Origin of the sequence: Burkholderia sp. AU28863 (genome assembly GCF_002223195.1) — a bacterium.
Lineage (GTDB): Bacteria > Pseudomonadota > Gammaproteobacteria > Burkholderiales > Burkholderiaceae > Burkholderia > Burkholderia sola.
Window position 1 is genome coordinate 1,889,803 of record NZ_NKFE01000003.1, and the last position, 15,536, is coordinate 1,905,338.

The following is a 15,536-nucleotide window of genomic DNA, read 5'->3' on the forward strand; positions in this document are numbered from 1 at the left end:
GCTTACTGTTCCGACGCGAACGAGAACGGCGCGATCTTCGCGAACGCACGCTCGCCGACCAGCTTCGCGATCGCCGCGATGTCCGGTGCGAAGTAGTGGTCGAGTTCGTAGTGCGCGACCTTGCCGCGGATCGTCTCCATCACCGGCGCGAGCTTCGGGCTCGTGTGGTACGGCGCACGCAGGTCGACGCCCTGGGCGGCGGCCAGCAGTTCGATCGCGAGGATGTGCTTCGTGTTGTCCGCGATGTCGGCGAGCTTGCGCGCGGCGAACGTCGCCATCGACACGTGGTCTTCCTGGTTCGCGGAAGTCGGCAGCGAGTCGATCGACGCCGGGTGCGCGAGCGTCTTGTTTTCCGACGCGAGCGCGGCCGCCGTCACGTGCGCGATCATGAAGCCGGAGTTCACGCCGCCGTCCTTCACGAGGAACGGGGGCAGGCCCGACAGCGTCGCGTCGATCAGCAGCGCGATGCGGCGCTCGGCCAGCGCGCCGATTTCCGCCGCGGCGAGCGCGAGGTTGTCGGCCGCGAACGCGACGGGCTCGGCGTGGAAGTTGCCGCCCGACAGCACTTCGCCGGTATCCGGGAAGATCAGCGGGTTGTCCGACACGGCGTTCGCTTCGACCAGCAGCACGTCGGCCGCGTGGCGCATCTGGTCCAGGCACGCGCCCATCACCTGCGGCTGGCAGCGCAGGCTGTACGGATCCTGCACCTTGTCGCAGTCGCGGTGCGACTGGTTGATCGGCGAACCTTCGAGCAGTTCGCGGTACGACGCGGCCGCGTCGATCTGGCCTTGATGGCCGCGCAGTTCGTGGATGCGCGCGTCGAACGGCTTCACCGAGCCGGCTGCCGCGTCGACCGACAGCGCGCCGGCGACGAGCGCGGTGCGGTACAGGTCTTCGATCGCGAACATGTTGTCGAGCGCGAGCGCGGTCGACGCCTGCGTGCCGTTCAGGAGCGCGAGGCCTTCCTTCGCCTGCAGCGTCAGCGGCGCGAGACCCGCGACACGCAGACCGTCGAGCGCGCTCGCGCGTTCGCCGCGGATGAACACTTCGCCGACGCCGAGCAGCACGGCCGACATGTGGGCGAGCGGCGCGAGGTCGCCCGATGCGCCGACCGAGCCCTTCACCGGGATCAGCGGCAGCACGTCCGCGTTGAACAGCGTGATCAGCGCGTCCATCACTTCGCGGCGGATGCCCGAGTGGCCGCGACCGAGGCTCGACAGCTTCAGCGCCATCAAGAGGCGCACCGACGAGCGCGCCATCGGCTCGCCGACCCCGACCGCGTGCGACAGCACCAGGTTCTTCTGCAGCAGTTCGAGCTGGTCGTGCGGGATGTGGGTGCTCGCCAGGCGGCCGAAGCCCGTGTTGATGCCGTACGCCGGCTCGCCCTTCGCGGCGATGTCGGCGACGGCCTTCGCGCCCGCGTCGATCTTCGCGAAGCTGGCCGGGTCGAGCTTCAGTTGCACGGATTCGCGTGCGATCCGGCGCAGTTGCGGGAGGGTCAGATGGCCGGGGGTCAACGTAATCATGTGAGCAATCCTGTCTAGACAAGTTCGGAATGGCTTGAAGTGTAGCCATCGAAACTTGTCTAGACAACCCGTTTTTCATTATTCCGGCCTCGGGAGTTTCCCTGATGACCGGCGGGGCCCGCCGGGCCGGTCAGCGGGATCCGTTTTTTAACGTATGTTGCAATTATTTTGTATTTGGCAACATACGAATCAACATTCGCCACGGAGACCGTCATGCCCTTCCCGTCACGATTCGCCGCACGCGTCGGCCGTCCTCTGCTCGTCGCCGCGTGCGCACTCGCGTGCGGCGCGTCCGTCGCCGCCGAGCCGCTGTCCGGCACGCTCGAGAAGATCCGGCAGTCCAACCTGATTTCGGTCGGCCATCGCGAAACGTCGGTGCCGTTCTCCTATGTCGATGCGAGCGGCAAGGTCATCGGCTTCTCGCAGGACCTGTGCGACCGCGTGATCGCCGCGGTGAAGGCGCGCACCGGCAAGCCCGACCTGCAGGTGCGCTTCATTCCGGTCACGTCGCAGAACCGCATTCCGCTCGTGCAGAACGGCACCGTCGATCTCGAATGCGGCGTGACGACCAATCTCGCCGCGCGCCATGCACAGGTCGCGTTTTCGACCACCGTCTTTGTCGCGACGACGCGCCTGCTCACGCGCACGAGCTCGGGCGTCCGCGACTTCCCCGATCTCGCCGGCAAGACGGTCGTGACGAACCAGGGCACGACGTCCGAACGCCTGCTGCGCAAGATGAACGAGGAAAGGAAGATGCACATGCAGATCATCAGCGCGAAGGACTACGGCGAAGGACGCCTCACGCTCGAATCGGGCCGCGCGGCCGCGTACATGATGGACGACGTGCTGCTCGCGGGCGTGCGCCAGCTCGCCGCGAAGCCGGCCGACTGGCAGCTCGTCGGCACGCCGCAATCGTCAGAAGCCTACGGGTTCATGCTGCGCAAGGACGATCCTCAGTTCAAGGCGCTCGTCGACGGCGTGCTCGTGCAGCTGATGAAAAGCGGCGAGATCAACGCGCTGTACGACAAATGGTTCATGAAGCCGGTGCCGCCGAAGGGGCTGTCGTTCGACTTCCCGATGAGCGACGTGATCAAGGCCCGCTACGCGGCGCCGAACGACGCGCCGCTCGAATAAGCGCCGTGCGTCGCGCTCGGCCTACGCGCGCGTCCACGCGATGCACGCCGCGTAGCCGGGCGCCGCGTCGAGCCAGGCCGCGTCGAACGCCGCGACGCCGGCGGCAGGCGCGGCCGGCTCGACGATCGTCGTCGCGGGTGTCGCCGGGTCGCGCGGCGGCACGACCGCGAACGCGCGCAGCCCGCCGACGATGCCGGTGCCGAGCGCCTTGAGCAGCGCCTCCTTCGCGGACCACACCCGCATGAATTCACCCTCGCGCGCGCCGGGCGGCAGGCCGTCGAGATACGCGATCTCGGCGGGTGCGCACACTTCGCGCGTCAGCGCGCGCCAGTCGGTCGCGCGGTTGCAGCCCTCGATATCGACGCCGACACGGCCCGCCGGCGCCCATGCGAGCAGCGCATGATCGCCCGCATGCGACACGTTGAAGTCGAGCGACGCGCAATGCGCCGGGTCCAGCGACGGCCGCCCCGCTGCGTCGACGACGAGCGCGACCGCGTGCGGCGCGATACCGAGCGCCGCGCCGAGCACGTCGCGCAGCGCGGCGCGGGTCGCGGCGCTACGCACCGCATCCTCGTGCCGCAGGAAGCGCGCAGCGCGGGCGCGCTCTTCGTCGCTCAGCGCCGCATACGCGGGCGACGCGAGCTGCACGCGCCAATCGAAATCGACGCGCGCGATCCGCACGCCGGCGCTCGCCGCGGCGAGCGGCGCGTCGAGCGCATGCACACGCCATGCGCGGGACGTTTCAACGGGAGAAGCGGAATCGGAAGGAATGGACATCGGCGCGCGGCAGCCTGTACGGCAAGACGAAACGTCCGATGTTAATCGATCGCGGCGGCGTCTGGCCGACTGCTGCCTGACCGGGACGCAAACAGGGATGCGCGCCGCGTTCGTATGCGCCCGCTCACCCGCTCGCGGCCCTGCCCGGCACACCGCTCCCCGTCACCCGCCCGCGCGACGCCGGGTGCAGCGCGTGCACGACGCCCGGCGCATTGGCCGGCAGCACGCCGTGTTGCAGCCAGTACAACGCGACCGGCCACAGCGTGTCGGTGAAGCGGCTGTGGAAAAACGCGAAATGGCCGATCGCGTCGACGCCGATGTCGGCCGGCGCGATCCGCAGATGCGTGACGTTGCTGCCCGTGTAGTAGCCGGCCAGCCGTTCGATCGCGGCGACCGTGCCGAACGCGTCGTCGTCGATGCCGACCGCGAGCATCGGCGCCGACAGCCCCGCGAAGCGCGCCGGCAACGCGGCACGGCTCGCCGCGCCGTCGTCGAGCACGCTGCCGAGGTAGCCGTCCTCGAAACGCGGCTGCGAACGCGCCCACGACAGCGCGATACCGCGCGGCGTATCCTCCATCCAGCCGAGCCGCTTCGCGGGCACGTAGCCGAACACGGCGGCGAGCGCGGGCATCGCGACATGCCACTTCCACCACATGCGGCGGCGCTCGGCGGGCAAATAGTCGCGCCAGTACGCGTACTGCGCGCCGACGGTCACCGCATGCCGCACGTGCACGTTCGATGCCGCGAGGCCGAGCACGCAGCCGCCGATGCTGTGCGCGACCACATCGAGCGGCTGGCCCGGAAACGCGTCGCGCGCGTAGTGCAGCGCGGCTTCGCAATCGAGCCGTCCCCAGTCGAGCCAGTTCGCGCGCAGCTTCGCGAGCTGCGCCGGACGCGATCCGCCGATGCCGCGATAGTCGTAGACGAGCACATCGCGCCCTTGCGCGAACAGCCACGCCGCGAAACGAAAGTAGTAGTCGCAGCGGACCGACGTCGCGCAGTTGACGACCGTCACGGGCCGCGCCGCGGCGCCGCCGCCGCGATGGCGCCACACGTGGCCGCGCAGTTCGTAGCCGTCGGCCGCGCGCAGCGTCACGGGTTCGGGCGGCAATGCGCCCGCCGCGCGACTGCCCGGCGCCGCCCCGCCTTCGTCGTTCGAAATCGTCATCGTGTCTCCTGTCGACCCCAGTTAGCGCTTTAGCGCTTACTGGGGTCCCATGCATCGCGGTCGACCCCAGTTAGCGCTTTAGCGCTTACTGAGGTCCCATGCATCGCGGTCGGTCCGAGTTGGCGCTTCAGCGCTGACTCGGCCCCCTCCTCCGCGATCAACCCGCCTCCATTGAACTTGACGCGTGCCGCGTTCTCAACCAATCTTGCTGCTCCGTTCGCATGAGTCACGCGCATGTCAACGCCACTCGTCCGTCTCCCGTCGCTCGATCTCGTCCGCGGTTTCGTCGCCGTCGGCCGCCGCATGAGCATCACGCTTGCCGCGCAGGACCTGTGCGTCACGCAGTCGGCGGTCAGCCGCCAGATCCATGCGCTCGAAGCGCATCTCGGCGTCGCGTTGCTGCAGCGCGGCTACCGGAAGATCGCGTTCACGCCGGAAGGCGAGCGGCTGTTCCGCGTCGCCGATGCGGCGCTGCACGGCCTGCAGGACACCGTCGCATCGCTCGCCGCCGCGCGCGAGCGCCAGCCCGTGACGATCACCGCCAGCATCGGCGTGACCGCGCTGTGGCTGCTGCCGCGGCTCGGGCGGCTGCAGGCGCGGCTGCCCGGCATCGACCTGCGCGTCGCCGCGAACGACAAGGTACTCGATTTGCGCGCCGAGGGCATCGACCTCGGCATCCGCTACTGCCCGCGCGAGCGCGCGCCGGCCGGCGCGCTGCACCTGTTCGACGAGATCGTCGTGCCGGTCGCGCATCCCGCGCTCGCCGCGCGGCCGGTCACGAGCGCGGCCGCGATCGCCGATCGCGTGCTGCTGGAATTCGACGGGCCGCCGCAACCGCAGTTGCAGTGGCACGCGCACCTGCACGCGGCCGGGCTCGGCGACGCGCGCCCGAAAGGCGTGCTGCGCTTCAACCAGTACGACCAGGTGATCCACGCCGCGATCGCCGGCCAGGGCATCGCGCTCGGCCGGCTCGCGCTCGTCGCGCCGATGCTCGCCGACGGCCGGCTCGCGGTGCTCGGGCCGCACACGCAAACGCTGTCGCGGACGTACGGCTACTGGCTGTTCCAGCACGATCCGGCCCCGCGCCGCGAAGTCGCCGACGTGCGCGACTGGATGCTCGCCGAAGCGGCCGAATGCGATGCGGCGATGCACGCGCACGACACGACGTCGGCCTGAGCCGGCGGTGCGGATGCGCGTGACCGCGGGCAACCGCCGCCCCCTTCGCATTCCCCTCACGCATGCCAACCTGACCGAATGATCGCTTGAGCGACGGCCGCCCCGCTCGTCTAATCGGATCGAGCGCGACCGTTTCGCCGCGCGCATTCATCCGGAGACACGCATGACCCCGATCGAGCAGGAAGTCCGGCGCCGCTGGCTGCCCGTGCTGGCAGGTGGCCTGATCATGGGCGCCGCGCTCGGCATCCGCCACGTGCAGGGCCTGTTCCTCGCGCCCGTGTCGCTCGACCACGGCTGGTCGCGCGAAGCGTTCGGGCTCTCGCTGGCGCTGCAGAACCTGATCTGGGGCATCGCGCAACCGTTCACCGGGATGATCGCCGACCGCTTCGGCTCGGTGCGCGTGATCGCCGTCGGCATGCTGCTGTACGCGGCGGGGCTCGTCACGATGGCGCAGGCGGCCACGACCGGCCTGTTCACGGTCGGCGCCGGGCTCGTGATCGGCATCGCGCTGTCGGGCTCGGCGTTCGCGTCGATCTACGGCGCGCTGAGCCGCCTGTTCCCGCCCGATCGGCGCGGCTGGGCGCTCGGGGTCGCCGGCGCGATCGGCGGGCTCGGCCAGTTCTGCATGGTGCCCGTCGCACAGGAACTGATCGGCGGCATCGGCTGGCAGCACGCGTTCATCGCGCTGGCGCTCGTCGCCGCGCTGCTCGCGCCGCTCGCCGTGCTGCTGCGCGATCGGCCCGCGCAGGCGGCCGGCGCCGCCGCCGGCCCCGATCAGTCGATTAGTGAAGCCGTGCGCGAGGCGTTCGCGCATCGCGGCTTCTGGCTGCTGAATGCGGGCTTCTTCGCGTGCGGCTTCCAGCTCGCATTCATCGCGACGCACCTGCCGGCGTACCTGCTCGACCACGGGCTGCCGGCGCGCCACGCGAGCATCGCGCTCGCGCTGATCGCGCTGACCAACGTGGCCGGCACCTATGCATGCGGCCACCTCGGCGGGCTGCTGCGGCGCAAGTACGTGCTGTCGGTGCTGTACCTCGTCCGCGCGCTCGCGATGGCCGCGTTCGTCGCCGCGCCGCTGTCGCCCGCGAGCGTCTACGTGTTCGCGGCCGTGATGGGGTTCACGTGGCTCGGCACGGTCCCGGTGACGAACGGCGTGATCTCGCAGATGTTCGGCGTGCGCTACATCGCGACACTGTTCGGCTTCGTGTTCTTCGGCCACCAGCTCGGCAGCTTCTTCGGTGTGTGGCTCGGCGCGCTCGTGTACGACGCGACGCACTCGTACCTGCCGCTGTGGACCGGCTCGATCGCGCTCGGCGTGCTCGCGGCGCTGCTGCACCTGCCGATCGACGACGCGCGCGTCGCGCGTCCGGCCTCGGGAAAAGCGGCATGGGCATGATCCGCGCGGCGCTGGCCGCCGGCACGCTCGCGTTCGTCGCGTGGTGCGGCGCGGCCTACTTCGACGCGGGCGTCGCGTACGCGCTGCTCGAGCACGTCGCCTTCTGCAATTGATGCGGCAAACCGCAGCGGGCGCTCAGCGGCGCTTCGGCAATGCGGCCAGCGCATCGAGTGCACGAGCGCGCGCGGCCGCGTGCTCGACGAGCGGCGCCGGATAGTCGACGCCGAGCCGTACGCCGGCCGCTTCGAGCGCCAGCGGCGACGCTTCCCAGGGCGCATGGATCGATGCGTCGTCGAGGCCGGCAAGCTCGGGCACCCAGCGCCGTACGTATGCGCCGTCCGGGTCGAACTTCTGCCCCTGCGCGACCGGATTGAAGATGCGGAAATACGGCGCGGCGTCGGCGCCGCAGCCGGCCACCCATTGCCAGCTCGCCGCGTTGTTCGCGGGATCGGCGTCGACCAGCGTGTCGCGGAACCACGCTTCGCCCGCGCGCCAGTCGATCAGCAAATGCTTGATCAGGAACGACGCGACGACCATCCGCACGCGGTTGTGCATCCAGCCGGTCGTCCACAGCTCGCGCAGTCCCGCGTCGACGAGCGGATAGCCGGTTCGCCCGCGCTGCCACGCACGTAACGCGGCGGGATCGTCGCGCCACGGCATCGCATCGAACTGCGCGCGGAAGTTGTCGGTCGCGAGCGCCGGGAAGTGATACAGCAGCGTGTAGCTGAATTCGCGCCAGCCGAGCTCGCTCAAGAACTTGTCGGCGTGCGTCGCGTACGCCGCGCCGCCTGCGTGCGCGGCGCCCTGCACCGCATGCCATACCTGTCGCGGCGACACGTTGCCGAAGCGCAGGTACGGCGACAGCCGGCTCGTCGCGGGGCGATCGGGACGGTCGCGCGCGTCCGCGTAGCCGACGAGCGCGGTCGTCACAAACGTGTCGAGCTGCGCGTGCGCGCCGGCTTCGTCGGGCGCAGGCCATGCGTCGCGCAGGCCGCCGGCCCAGTCCGGCGCATGCGGACGCAACGCGAGTGCGTCGAGCGACAGCGCACGGTCGCGCACGGCTTGCGGCCATGGATGAAACGCGATCCGCCCGGGTGCCGGGAGCGGCGCGGCGACGGTGCGATCGCGGCGCGCCGCGCGCCAGTACGCGGTGAAGACCTGGTACGGGCCGCCGCTGCCCGTCAGCACCTCCCACGGCTCGTTCAGCAGGCTGCCGTTGCTGCTCTCGACCGTCACGCCGCGCGCCTTGAGCGATGCCTTCAGCGCCGCGTCGGCGTCGCGTTGCGGCTGCGCATAGCGGCGGTTCCAGTACACGGCGGCCGCGCCCGTGTCGCCGACGACCCGCTCGATCTCGCGCTGCGCGTCGCCGCGCAACAGCAGCAGGCGCCCGCCATGTCGCGCGAGCGCGGCGTCGAGTCCGGCCAGCGACCCGTGCAGCCACCAGCGCGCCGCGCCGCCGAGCGCGGGCCCGGCGCCGGCGCCCGTGTCGTCGACGAACACGCAGACGACCCGCCGGCCGGATTCGACCGCGCGCGTGAGCGCGGGCTGATCGGTCACGCGCAGATCGTCGCGGAACCAGACGATCGCGGGAGCAACGGACGGCTTGGCAGACACGGGCAGGCACCTCGATGGCGAACGCAAAGGGAGACGCGTATTGTCGCGGCTGCGCTGCGCGGTGTCGACGCCGGCCGTCGCGGTCGGCACGCCATGACGACACTGCGCGCGACCGCACGATCCGCTTCAATCCGATGGAAATCGCGCCACCGAACGACCGCACGCACGGAATGTTTCACTGCGTTGCGCGTCGACGGTTCGTGCACATCACGCACGGCCGACGCATCGCCGAACACATCGATTCACGCGTGCGGCGGCCCGACAGGCGACCGCGCCCGCCGGCGCGACCGGCTGATCCGGTCAACGACGCGTCGCGTCAATCGAGCCGGAACGCGGCCTCGAAGCGCTCGGCGAATGCGTCGAACTCGGCTTCCGGCAGATGGTTGATGCCGCCTGCGCACTTGCGCCCGCCGCCGGTCGCGAAGCCGCGGCAGAACTCGTCCGCGCCGATCGGCCTGCCGTCGGGCACGCGTACGCTGACGACGAGCCCGCCGCCCGCTCGCGGCGACAGCACCGCGAGCGCCGCATGCGGTGCGTCGCGCATCCGCTCGTTCGCGAGCATGCCGGTTGCGCGCCGCGCCCACGGGTGATCGGGCATCCGGACCAGCGTCGCGCCCGGCACCTCGCGCAGCGGCGCGAGCGCGCACGCGCGCGCCATGTCGTCGCGGTAGCCGTCGCGCAACGCGGCGAACACGGCCGTCTCGCGCACGAACTCGAGCGGATCGACGCACGGCAGCATCGCTTCCGCGAGCGCCGCCGGATCGAAATGCAGATCGCCGACGCACTCGCCGTAGGCGTTGTAGTTCAGATAGCGCCCGAGTTCGGCGAGCACGCCACGCTCGGCGTCGTCGACGCCATGCTCGCGCGCCAGCGCGTCGCCGAGCGCCGGCAGTTCGTCGCCGAATGCCGCGACGATCGCCCAGCGCACGTACCGGCCGCCGAGATGGCGGTTCACGATCGCGCTCGTACAGACGTCGGCCGCCATGTCGATATGCGCGTCGAAGCGCGGATGGTCGGGCAGCTCGCCGGCAAAGTGATGGTCGAAGTAACGGACCGTCGCGCCGTCTCGCAGCAGCCGCGCGCACGCGTCGCGGTTCTGGTCGTGCGACACGTCGAGCACGGTGACGATGTCGCCCGCGCCCGCGTCGATGCGCTCGAGCAGCCTGATGTCGCGCTTCACGCCGGTCACGAGCGTGCCGTGCACACGTTCCGCGAGCCGCAGTTGCTGAAGCGCGCACAGGCCGTCCGCGTCGCCGTTGAACGCGAAGACATGCCGCGCGTACTGGTTGTCCTGCATGATCCGTCGCTCCATCGTCCGCGCATGAAATCCGCCGTTCGCGCGAGTGGCGCGCACACCGAACGCGTGCGCCCGATATTTTGCCGTAATCGCGCGCGCCTTCGATACAGCGTAGCGGCGCTCCCCTGCAAACGGCTTGCGGGTCGCCTGCATGTCGTTCGTCACGATCGCGTTGCTGCCGCTTCATGCGCGGCACGACTTCCCCCATGAGCGCCGTCGTGCGAAACACGCGGATATCGGGCACTGCCCGTCAAGGTCGTTTTCTCGGCCTGCTTCCGAACCGTACCGCGCACGAATGCGCCGCCCCGATCGCGGGCTTTCACGCCGACGCGGACCCGCTCCGCATTTGGCGGTCGACGTAACGTCGCCTCATGTCATACGTCATCAGATGTGAAAGTGTGCGCTTGTGATCGCCTGATTTCTTCACAAATCGGAAATTTTCGGGGTAAACCCGCGACGTCATCCCGGTCGCACCGGCGTACCATGTCATACGACGACGTACTACATAAACCGCCACCTTAGACGCCGACGCGGGCTGCCGCCCCGTCCGCCGCCGCCCGACCGGAGACACCGTTGAACCCGCCCTCGTCCGCCCTGCCCGGCCGCGACCCGCTCGCGTCCGCCGTCTCGAAAGTGAAGTGGCACGTGCTGCCGCTCGTGCTGATCATGTTCATCGCGAACTACATCGACCGCGTAAACGTCGGCTTCGTCGATCGCCATCTCGAAGCGTCGATCGGTATCGGCGCGGCCGCGTACGGGCTCGGCGCCGGGCTGTTCTTCGTCGGCTACGCGCTGTTCGAAGTGCCGTCGAACCTGCTGATGCAGCGCTACGGCGCGCGCATCTGGCTCGCGCGGATCATGGCGACGTGGGGCATCGTCGCGGCCGCGATGGCGTTCGTGTGGAACGACACGTCGTTCTACGCGCTGCGCTTCCTGCTCGGCGCCGCCGAGGCCGGCTTCTTCCCCGGCGTCGTGCTGTATCTGTCGCAATGGCTGCCGCCGCAAGAACGCGGCAAGGCGATGGCGATCTTCCTCGGCGGGTCCGCGTTCGCGTCGGTGCTGTCCGGGCCCGTCACCGGCGCGCTGCTGTCGATCCGCGGCTTCGGCCTCGCAGGCTGGCAATGGATGTTCCTGATCGAAGGGCTGTTCTCGGTTGCACTGTGCGGCGCGAGCTGGCTGCTGCTGAAATCGCATATCCGCGACGCGACGTGGCTCACGCCGGACGAACGCACGGCGCTCCAGAACGCGCTCGACGACGAGCGCGCGACGCGCGACGTCCGCTCCAACGTGCCGGTGCGCGCCACCACGCTGCTGCGCGATCCGCAGATCATGCTGTTCTGCTTCCTCTACTTCTCGATCCAGCTGACGATCTACGCGGCCACGTTCTGGCTGCCGACCATCATCCGCAAGATGGGCGGACTCACCGATTTCCAGGTCGGCCTGTACAACACGATTCCGTGGATGATCGCGATCGGTGCGATGTACGGCTTCGCGGTGCTGTCGTCGAAGTGGAAGCATCCGCAGCGCTGGCTCGCGTTCGCGCTCGTGCTTGCCGCGTGCGGACTGTTCGCGTCGACGTCGCCGAATCCGGTGTGGTCGTTCGCGTCGATCTGCTTCGCCGCGCTCGGTTTCAAGGCGGCTGCGTCGCTGTTCTGGCCGATCCCGCAGGGCTATCTCGACACGCGCGTGGCCGCGGCCGTGATCGCGCTGATCAACTCGGTCGGCAACCTCGGCGGCTTCGTCGCGCCGACGGCCTTCGGCTATCTGAAGCAACATACGGGTTCGATCACGGGCGGGCTGTATGCGCTCGCGATCGCTTCGCTCGTCGCCGCGGTCGCCGCGCTGTTCGCGCGCACGCACCGGCGCAGCGATCCGCCGCGCGGCCGGCCGGCCGACGAATCCTTCACGCACGCTTCGATGCTCCGCCATGCCGAACACTGACCGCCTGACCGTCGTCGTCTCGAATGCCGTCGACGGCGACCTCGCCACGTTCTCCCTCGCCGGCGACGGCACGCTCGCGCCGCTCGCCCGTTATCCGGCCGCCGACGCCGCGATGCCGATCGCCGTGCAGGCCGACCGCACGCGACTCTACGTCGCGACGCGCGGCGAGCAGCCGACGATCGTCGCGTTCCGCGTCGCCGCCGCCACGGGCGCGCTCGCGCGCATCGGCACGACCGCGATCGACGCGAGCCATGCGTACCTGTCGCTCGACCGCAGCGGCCGCTGGCTGCTCGGCGCGTCGTACGGCGGAAGTTCGCTGAGCCTCTACGACGCGGCGCGCGTGCGCGACGGCGACGGCACGCCGCTGCAAGTCGCGGGCGGCATCGCGAACGCGCATGCGGTGATCGTATCGCCGGACAACCGCTTCGCGTACGTCAGTTCGCTCGGCTCGGACCGGGTGTTCGGCTTCGCGCTCATCGAGGACGCCGCCGGCGTGCGCGCGGTCGAACACGGCGAAACGCGCGTGCCGGCCGGCTTCGGCCCGCGTCACCTGCGATTCGCGGATGACGGCCGCACGCTGGTCGTCGTCAGCGAATTCCAGGGAACGCTCGCGACCTTCGCCCGCGACACCGACACCGGCCGGCTCGGCGACCCGCGGCTGAGCGCGCGCCATCCGGCCGTCGCCGAACTCGCGCAAGGCCATGCGCGCCCGCCCGCCCCCGCCGAACCGTCCGTGTGGGCCGCCGATCTGCACCTGACGCCCGACGAGCGTTTCGCGTACGTCAGCGAGCGCACGTCGAGCCGGTTGCTCGGCTATCGCCGCAACGGAGACGGCTCGTTCGAGCCCACGCACGCGACGCCCACCGAGACCCAGCCGCGCGGGTTCGCGATCGATCCGTCGGGACGCTGGCTCGTCGCCTGCGGCGAACAGTCGGAACACGTCGCGGTGTATGCGATCGCGCCGGGCGACGGCACGCTGTCGCTGCACGCGCGCGTGCCGGGCGGACGCGGCGCGAACTGGATCGCGATCGTCTGAAGGTCTGAAAAAGATTCGGCCCCTGCGCGGAAACCGGCACGCCGATGCGGGTGCGGCGTTCAGCGCCGCGCGCTCGGCGCAACGCCGGTCCAGCGCTTGAACGCGCGCGTGAAATTGGCGCGATCGGTGTAGCCGACGCGCGCCGCGATCTCGTCGACCGGCAGCCGCGTGCCTTCGAGCAGCCGCAGCGCGTCACGCAGCCGGATCTCGTCGAGCAGCGCCGAATAGGTGGCGCCGTATTCGGCGAGCTTGCGCTTGAGCGTGCGCGCCGATACATGCAGTTCGCGCGCGACGTCGTCGACCGACGGATAGCCGCGTTCGCCGCAGATCAGCAGGTTGCGCACGCGCTCGACGATGCTCTCCGCGTAGCCGAGCCGCGCGAGTTCGGCCTCGCACTGCTGGACGATCATCTGCGCGGTCTGCGCGTTCGCGGTGCCGATCGGCTCGTCGAGCAGCGCGGCGTCGCAGCGGATGCGGTTCGCGCTCGCGTCGAAATGGCAGCGCGGCAGCCGCGCGCGATAGCGCTCGAACCACGGCGGCTCGGGCCATTCGAAATGGAGTTCGGCACGCGATTGCAGCGTGCGGCCCGGCGTCGGATACAGCAGCGAATTGAACAGGATCGCGGTCTCGACCAGAAAATTTTCCACCGCGAACTGGCGCAGCCGGCCGAGCGGAAACGCTTCGAGCACGTCGATGTCGACGATGCCGTCGAGCTGCGCGAGCCGCACCGAGAAAAACGGCACGCGCGTCGGCAGGTAACGGATGCCGAGCGCGAGCGCCTCGCCGAGCGTCGCGCAGCTCATCAGCCCGAAGCCGATCAGCCCCGCTTTCGTCAGGCTGCTGCGCAGGCCGATCTCGATCGCGATCGACGGATCGTCGGTCGCGTCGAGCAGGTTGAACACGATCGCCGCCTGTTGCAGCGGCGTGATGCGCGCATCGGGCTGCGCGAGCCGGTCGCGCCCGACGCCCGAGCCGGCGAGAATGCGGCCGCCGTCGATGCCGCGCTCCTCGGCCAGCATCAGCATGAACAGCGCATACGCGGACGACACCGTCGCCTTGTTCAACTGGCGCGCGGCATCCGGAACGGACGAGGCCATGCGGCGAACTCCGGAGCGGTTTCGGCGGATTGTAGCGTCGCTGGCCCGCAATGACACCGCGGCGGCACTCTAGCGGGCCGACATCCGCTCGGGCGGCCGCCCGACGGCCAACCTGGCCCGAAATGACACCGCCATTGGCACCGACGGCCCTCGCCGGCGCGCCGGCACGCGCCTATGCTTGTCACATCGGCATTGCGCCCCACACTTTCCGCTTGGATTCCGGTCGATGAGCCAACCCGCCCGAACCGCCTTTCGCGACGACGCAGACAAGGTCGCGTACGTCCGCCGCGAAGTGAACGCCGCGAGCGACGCGATCCGCGCGCGCTTTCCGCTGCTCGACAACCAGAACCTCGTCGGCGCGACCGTGATGGCCGTGTCGGTGAGCGCGATGCTCGCGATCGCCTGGCTGTATGCGCGCGGCGCGATCGCATGGTACGTCGCGCTGCCGCTCGCCGCGTTCGTCACGTCGCTGATTCACGAGCTCGAGCACGACCTGATCCATCTGATGTATTTCAAGAAGACGCCGTGGGCGTATCACCTGATGATGGCGCTGTGCTGGCTCACCCGGCCCGGCACGATCAATCCGTGGACGCGCCGGCGCATGCACCTGCATCACCACAAGGTGTCGGGCGGCGAATCGGATCTCGAGGAATTCGGCATCACCAACGGCGAGCGCTGGGGCGTGAAGCGGCTGCTGATGATCGCGGACGGCATGCTCGCCGTCGTGCTGCGGCCGGCCGCGATGCGCCGCAAGGTGAAGCAGTACGTGGCCGCGCAGCCCGTGCAGGACCCGTCCGAGCGCCTGCAACTGCGCATCGAGCAGGTGTCGTCGTACATGCCGATCGGTCACCTGTACTACACGCTATGGCACGCGTTCATCGTCTATCACGTCGGCCTGTTCGCGCTGCATGCGTTCGATGTCGCGGTGACGGTGCCCGCCGGCGTCGAGCGGGCGATGAGCGTCGTCGATTTCCTCGCGGTGGTGTGGCTCGGGCCGAACTTCTTGCGCAGCTTCTGCATCAACTTCGTCAGCTCGAACATGCACTATTTCGGCGACATCGATTCGCGCAACGTGATCCAGCAGACGCAGGTGCTGAACCCGTGGTGGATGCTGCCGTTCCAGCTGTTCTGCTTCAATTTCGGCAGCACGCACGCGATCCATCACTTCGTGGTGCGCGACCCGTTCTACATCCGGCAACTGACCGCGCGCACCGCGCATGCGGCATTGCGTGAAGTCGGCGTGCGCTTCAACGACGTCGGCACGTTCGCCCGCGCGAATCGCTGGGGCGGCTATCGTCCGCCGCGCGGCACGCGCAACGCGCCGGCCGACGCGTAACGGCGGCGGCGCCCGGCATCAGCGCCGCATCAGCGCTT

13 protein-coding genes are annotated in these 15,536 nt (G+C 69.8%); 7 read left to right on the forward strand and 6 right to left on the reverse strand.

From position 1 onward, the window contains the following. Positions 1 to 2: 2 nt before the first annotated feature. Positions 3 to 1,526 carry a histidine ammonia-lyase gene (gene hutH / locus CFB81_RS11170; RefSeq protein ID WP_089435288.1) on the reverse strand — a complete coding sequence of 508 codons (1,524 nt, stop codon included), beginning with the start codon at positions 1,524 to 1,526 and terminating at the stop codon, positions 3 to 5. A gap of 213 nt (positions 1,527 to 1,739) precedes the next feature. Between hutH and CFB81_RS11175 the strand changes: the two genes are divergently transcribed. Continuing rightward, positions 1,740 to 2,660 carry a glutamate/aspartate ABC transporter substrate-binding protein gene (locus CFB81_RS11175; protein WP_089435289.1) on the forward strand — a complete coding sequence of 307 codons (921 nt, stop codon included), beginning with the start codon at positions 1,740 to 1,742 and terminating at the stop codon, positions 2,658 to 2,660. A 21-nt stretch (positions 2,661 to 2,681) separates the two neighbouring features. Here CFB81_RS11175 and CFB81_RS11180 read toward each other — a convergent pair whose 3' ends face one another. Together CFB81_RS11180 and CFB81_RS11185 are read right to left on the reverse strand one after the other, a co-directional pair. After that, positions 2,682 to 3,437: a 4'-phosphopantetheinyl transferase superfamily protein gene (locus tag CFB81_RS11180; RefSeq protein WP_089435290.1), complete on the reverse strand. Its 756-nt coding sequence runs from the start codon at positions 3,435 to 3,437 to the stop codon at positions 2,682 to 2,684. A 124-nt stretch (positions 3,438 to 3,561) separates the two neighbouring features. After that, positions 3,562 to 4,605: an alpha/beta fold hydrolase gene (locus CFB81_RS11185; RefSeq protein WP_089435291.1), complete on the reverse strand. Its 1,044-nt coding sequence runs from the start codon at positions 4,603 to 4,605 to the stop codon at positions 3,562 to 3,564. A 234-nt stretch (positions 4,606 to 4,839) separates the two neighbouring features. Between CFB81_RS11185 and CFB81_RS11190 the strand changes: the two genes are divergently transcribed. The 3 genes from CFB81_RS11190 (at position 4,840) to CFB81_RS36515 (ending at position 7,290) form a co-directional block, all read left to right on the forward strand. After that, a complete protein-coding gene (locus CFB81_RS11190) occupies positions 4,840 to 5,781 on the forward strand; it encodes a LysR substrate-binding domain-containing protein (RefSeq protein WP_069617751.1) in 942 nt (313 codons plus the stop codon). 163 nt (positions 5,782 to 5,944) lie between these two features. Next, positions 5,945 to 7,177 carry an MFS transporter gene (locus tag CFB81_RS11195; RefSeq protein WP_089435292.1) on the forward strand — a complete coding sequence of 411 codons (1,233 nt, stop codon included), beginning with the start codon at positions 5,945 to 5,947 and terminating at the stop codon, positions 7,175 to 7,177. Next, positions 7,168 to 7,290 (forward strand): hypothetical protein, encoded by a 123-nt coding sequence (locus CFB81_RS36515; RefSeq protein WP_059832810.1) that lies wholly within the window; start codon positions 7,168 to 7,170, stop codon positions 7,288 to 7,290. Before CFB81_RS11195 ends, CFB81_RS36515 begins: the two co-directional genes overlap by 10 nt. A gap of 22 nt (positions 7,291 to 7,312) precedes the next feature. On the opposite strand, the gene CFB81_RS11200 is transcribed toward CFB81_RS36515, so the two are convergent. Then, positions 7,313 to 8,791, reverse strand: coding sequence for a deoxyribodipyrimidine photo-lyase (locus CFB81_RS11200; protein ID WP_179235942.1), 1,479 nt, complete (start codon positions 8,789 to 8,791; stop codon positions 7,313 to 7,315). Between the two features lie 316 nt (positions 8,792 to 9,107). Continuing rightward, positions 9,108 to 10,088: an acetyltransferase gene (locus CFB81_RS11205; protein WP_069617763.1), complete on the reverse strand. Its 981-nt coding sequence runs from the start codon at positions 10,086 to 10,088 to the stop codon at positions 9,108 to 9,110. 573 nt (positions 10,089 to 10,661) lie between these two features. On the opposite strand from CFB81_RS11205, the gene CFB81_RS11220 reads away from it, so the two are divergent. Then, complete coding sequence (locus CFB81_RS11220; protein ID WP_089435293.1) at positions 10,662 to 12,029, forward strand: MFS transporter; 1,368 nt, start codon at positions 10,662 to 10,664, stop codon at positions 12,027 to 12,029. Next, a complete protein-coding gene (locus CFB81_RS11225) occupies positions 12,016 to 13,065 on the forward strand; it encodes a beta-propeller fold lactonase family protein (RefSeq protein ID WP_089435294.1) in 1,050 nt (349 codons plus the stop codon). Before CFB81_RS11220 ends, CFB81_RS11225 begins: the two co-directional genes overlap by 14 nt. Positions 13,066 to 13,124: 59 nt before the next feature. Here the strand turns inward: CFB81_RS11225 and CFB81_RS11230 are convergent, their stop codons facing one another. Beyond that, entirely contained in the window at positions 13,125 to 14,162 is a 1,038-nt protein-coding gene (locus CFB81_RS11230) for an AraC family transcriptional regulator (protein WP_089435295.1), read from the reverse strand. Positions 14,163 to 14,388: 226 nt separating this feature from the next. On the opposite strand from CFB81_RS11230, the gene CFB81_RS11235 reads away from it, so the two are divergent. After that, positions 14,389 to 15,498 (forward strand): fatty acid desaturase, encoded by a 1,110-nt coding sequence (locus tag CFB81_RS11235; protein ID WP_089435296.1) that lies wholly within the window; start codon positions 14,389 to 14,391, stop codon positions 15,496 to 15,498. Positions 15,499 to 15,536 lie beyond the last annotated feature (38 nt).

Bases quoted from the DNA above. Each gene is read 5' to 3' on its own strand.
- CFB81_RS36515 (WP_059832810.1), top strand. From the start codon at position 7,168: ATGGGCATGATCCGCGCGGCGCTGGCCGCCGGCACGCTCGCGTTCGTC.
- CFB81_RS11195 (WP_089435292.1), top strand. From the start codon at position 5,945: ATGACCCCGATCGAGCAGGAAGTCCGGCGCCGCTGGCTGCCCGTGCTG.
- CFB81_RS11235 (WP_089435296.1), top strand. From the start codon at position 14,389: ATGAGCCAACCCGCCCGAACCGCCTTTCGCGACGACGCAGACAAGGTC.
- CFB81_RS11225 (WP_089435294.1), top strand. From the start codon at position 12,016: ATGCCGAACACTGACCGCCTGACCGTCGTCGTCTCGAATGCCGTCGAC.
- CFB81_RS11175 (WP_089435289.1), top strand. From the start codon at position 1,740: ATGCCCTTCCCGTCACGATTCGCCGCACGCGTCGGCCGTCCTCTGCTC.
- CFB81_RS11190 (WP_069617751.1), top strand. From the start codon at position 4,840: ATGTCAACGCCACTCGTCCGTCTCCCGTCGCTCGATCTCGTCCGCGGT.
- CFB81_RS11180 (WP_089435290.1), bottom strand. From the start codon at position 3,437: ATGTCCATTCCTTCCGATTCCGCTTCTCCCGTTGAAACGTCCCGCGCA.
- CFB81_RS11230 (WP_089435295.1), bottom strand. From the start codon at position 14,162: ATGGCCTCGTCCGTTCCGGATGCCGCGCGCCAGTTGAACAAGGCGACG.
- hutH (WP_089435288.1), bottom strand. From the start codon at position 1,526: ATGATTACGTTGACCCCCGGCCATCTGACCCTCCCGCAACTGCGCCGG.
- CFB81_RS11185 (WP_089435291.1), bottom strand. From the start codon at position 4,605: ATGACGATTTCGAACGACGAAGGCGGGGCGGCGCCGGGCAGTCGCGCG.
- CFB81_RS11205 (WP_069617763.1), bottom strand. From the start codon at position 10,088: ATGCAGGACAACCAGTACGCGCGGCATGTCTTCGCGTTCAACGGCGAC.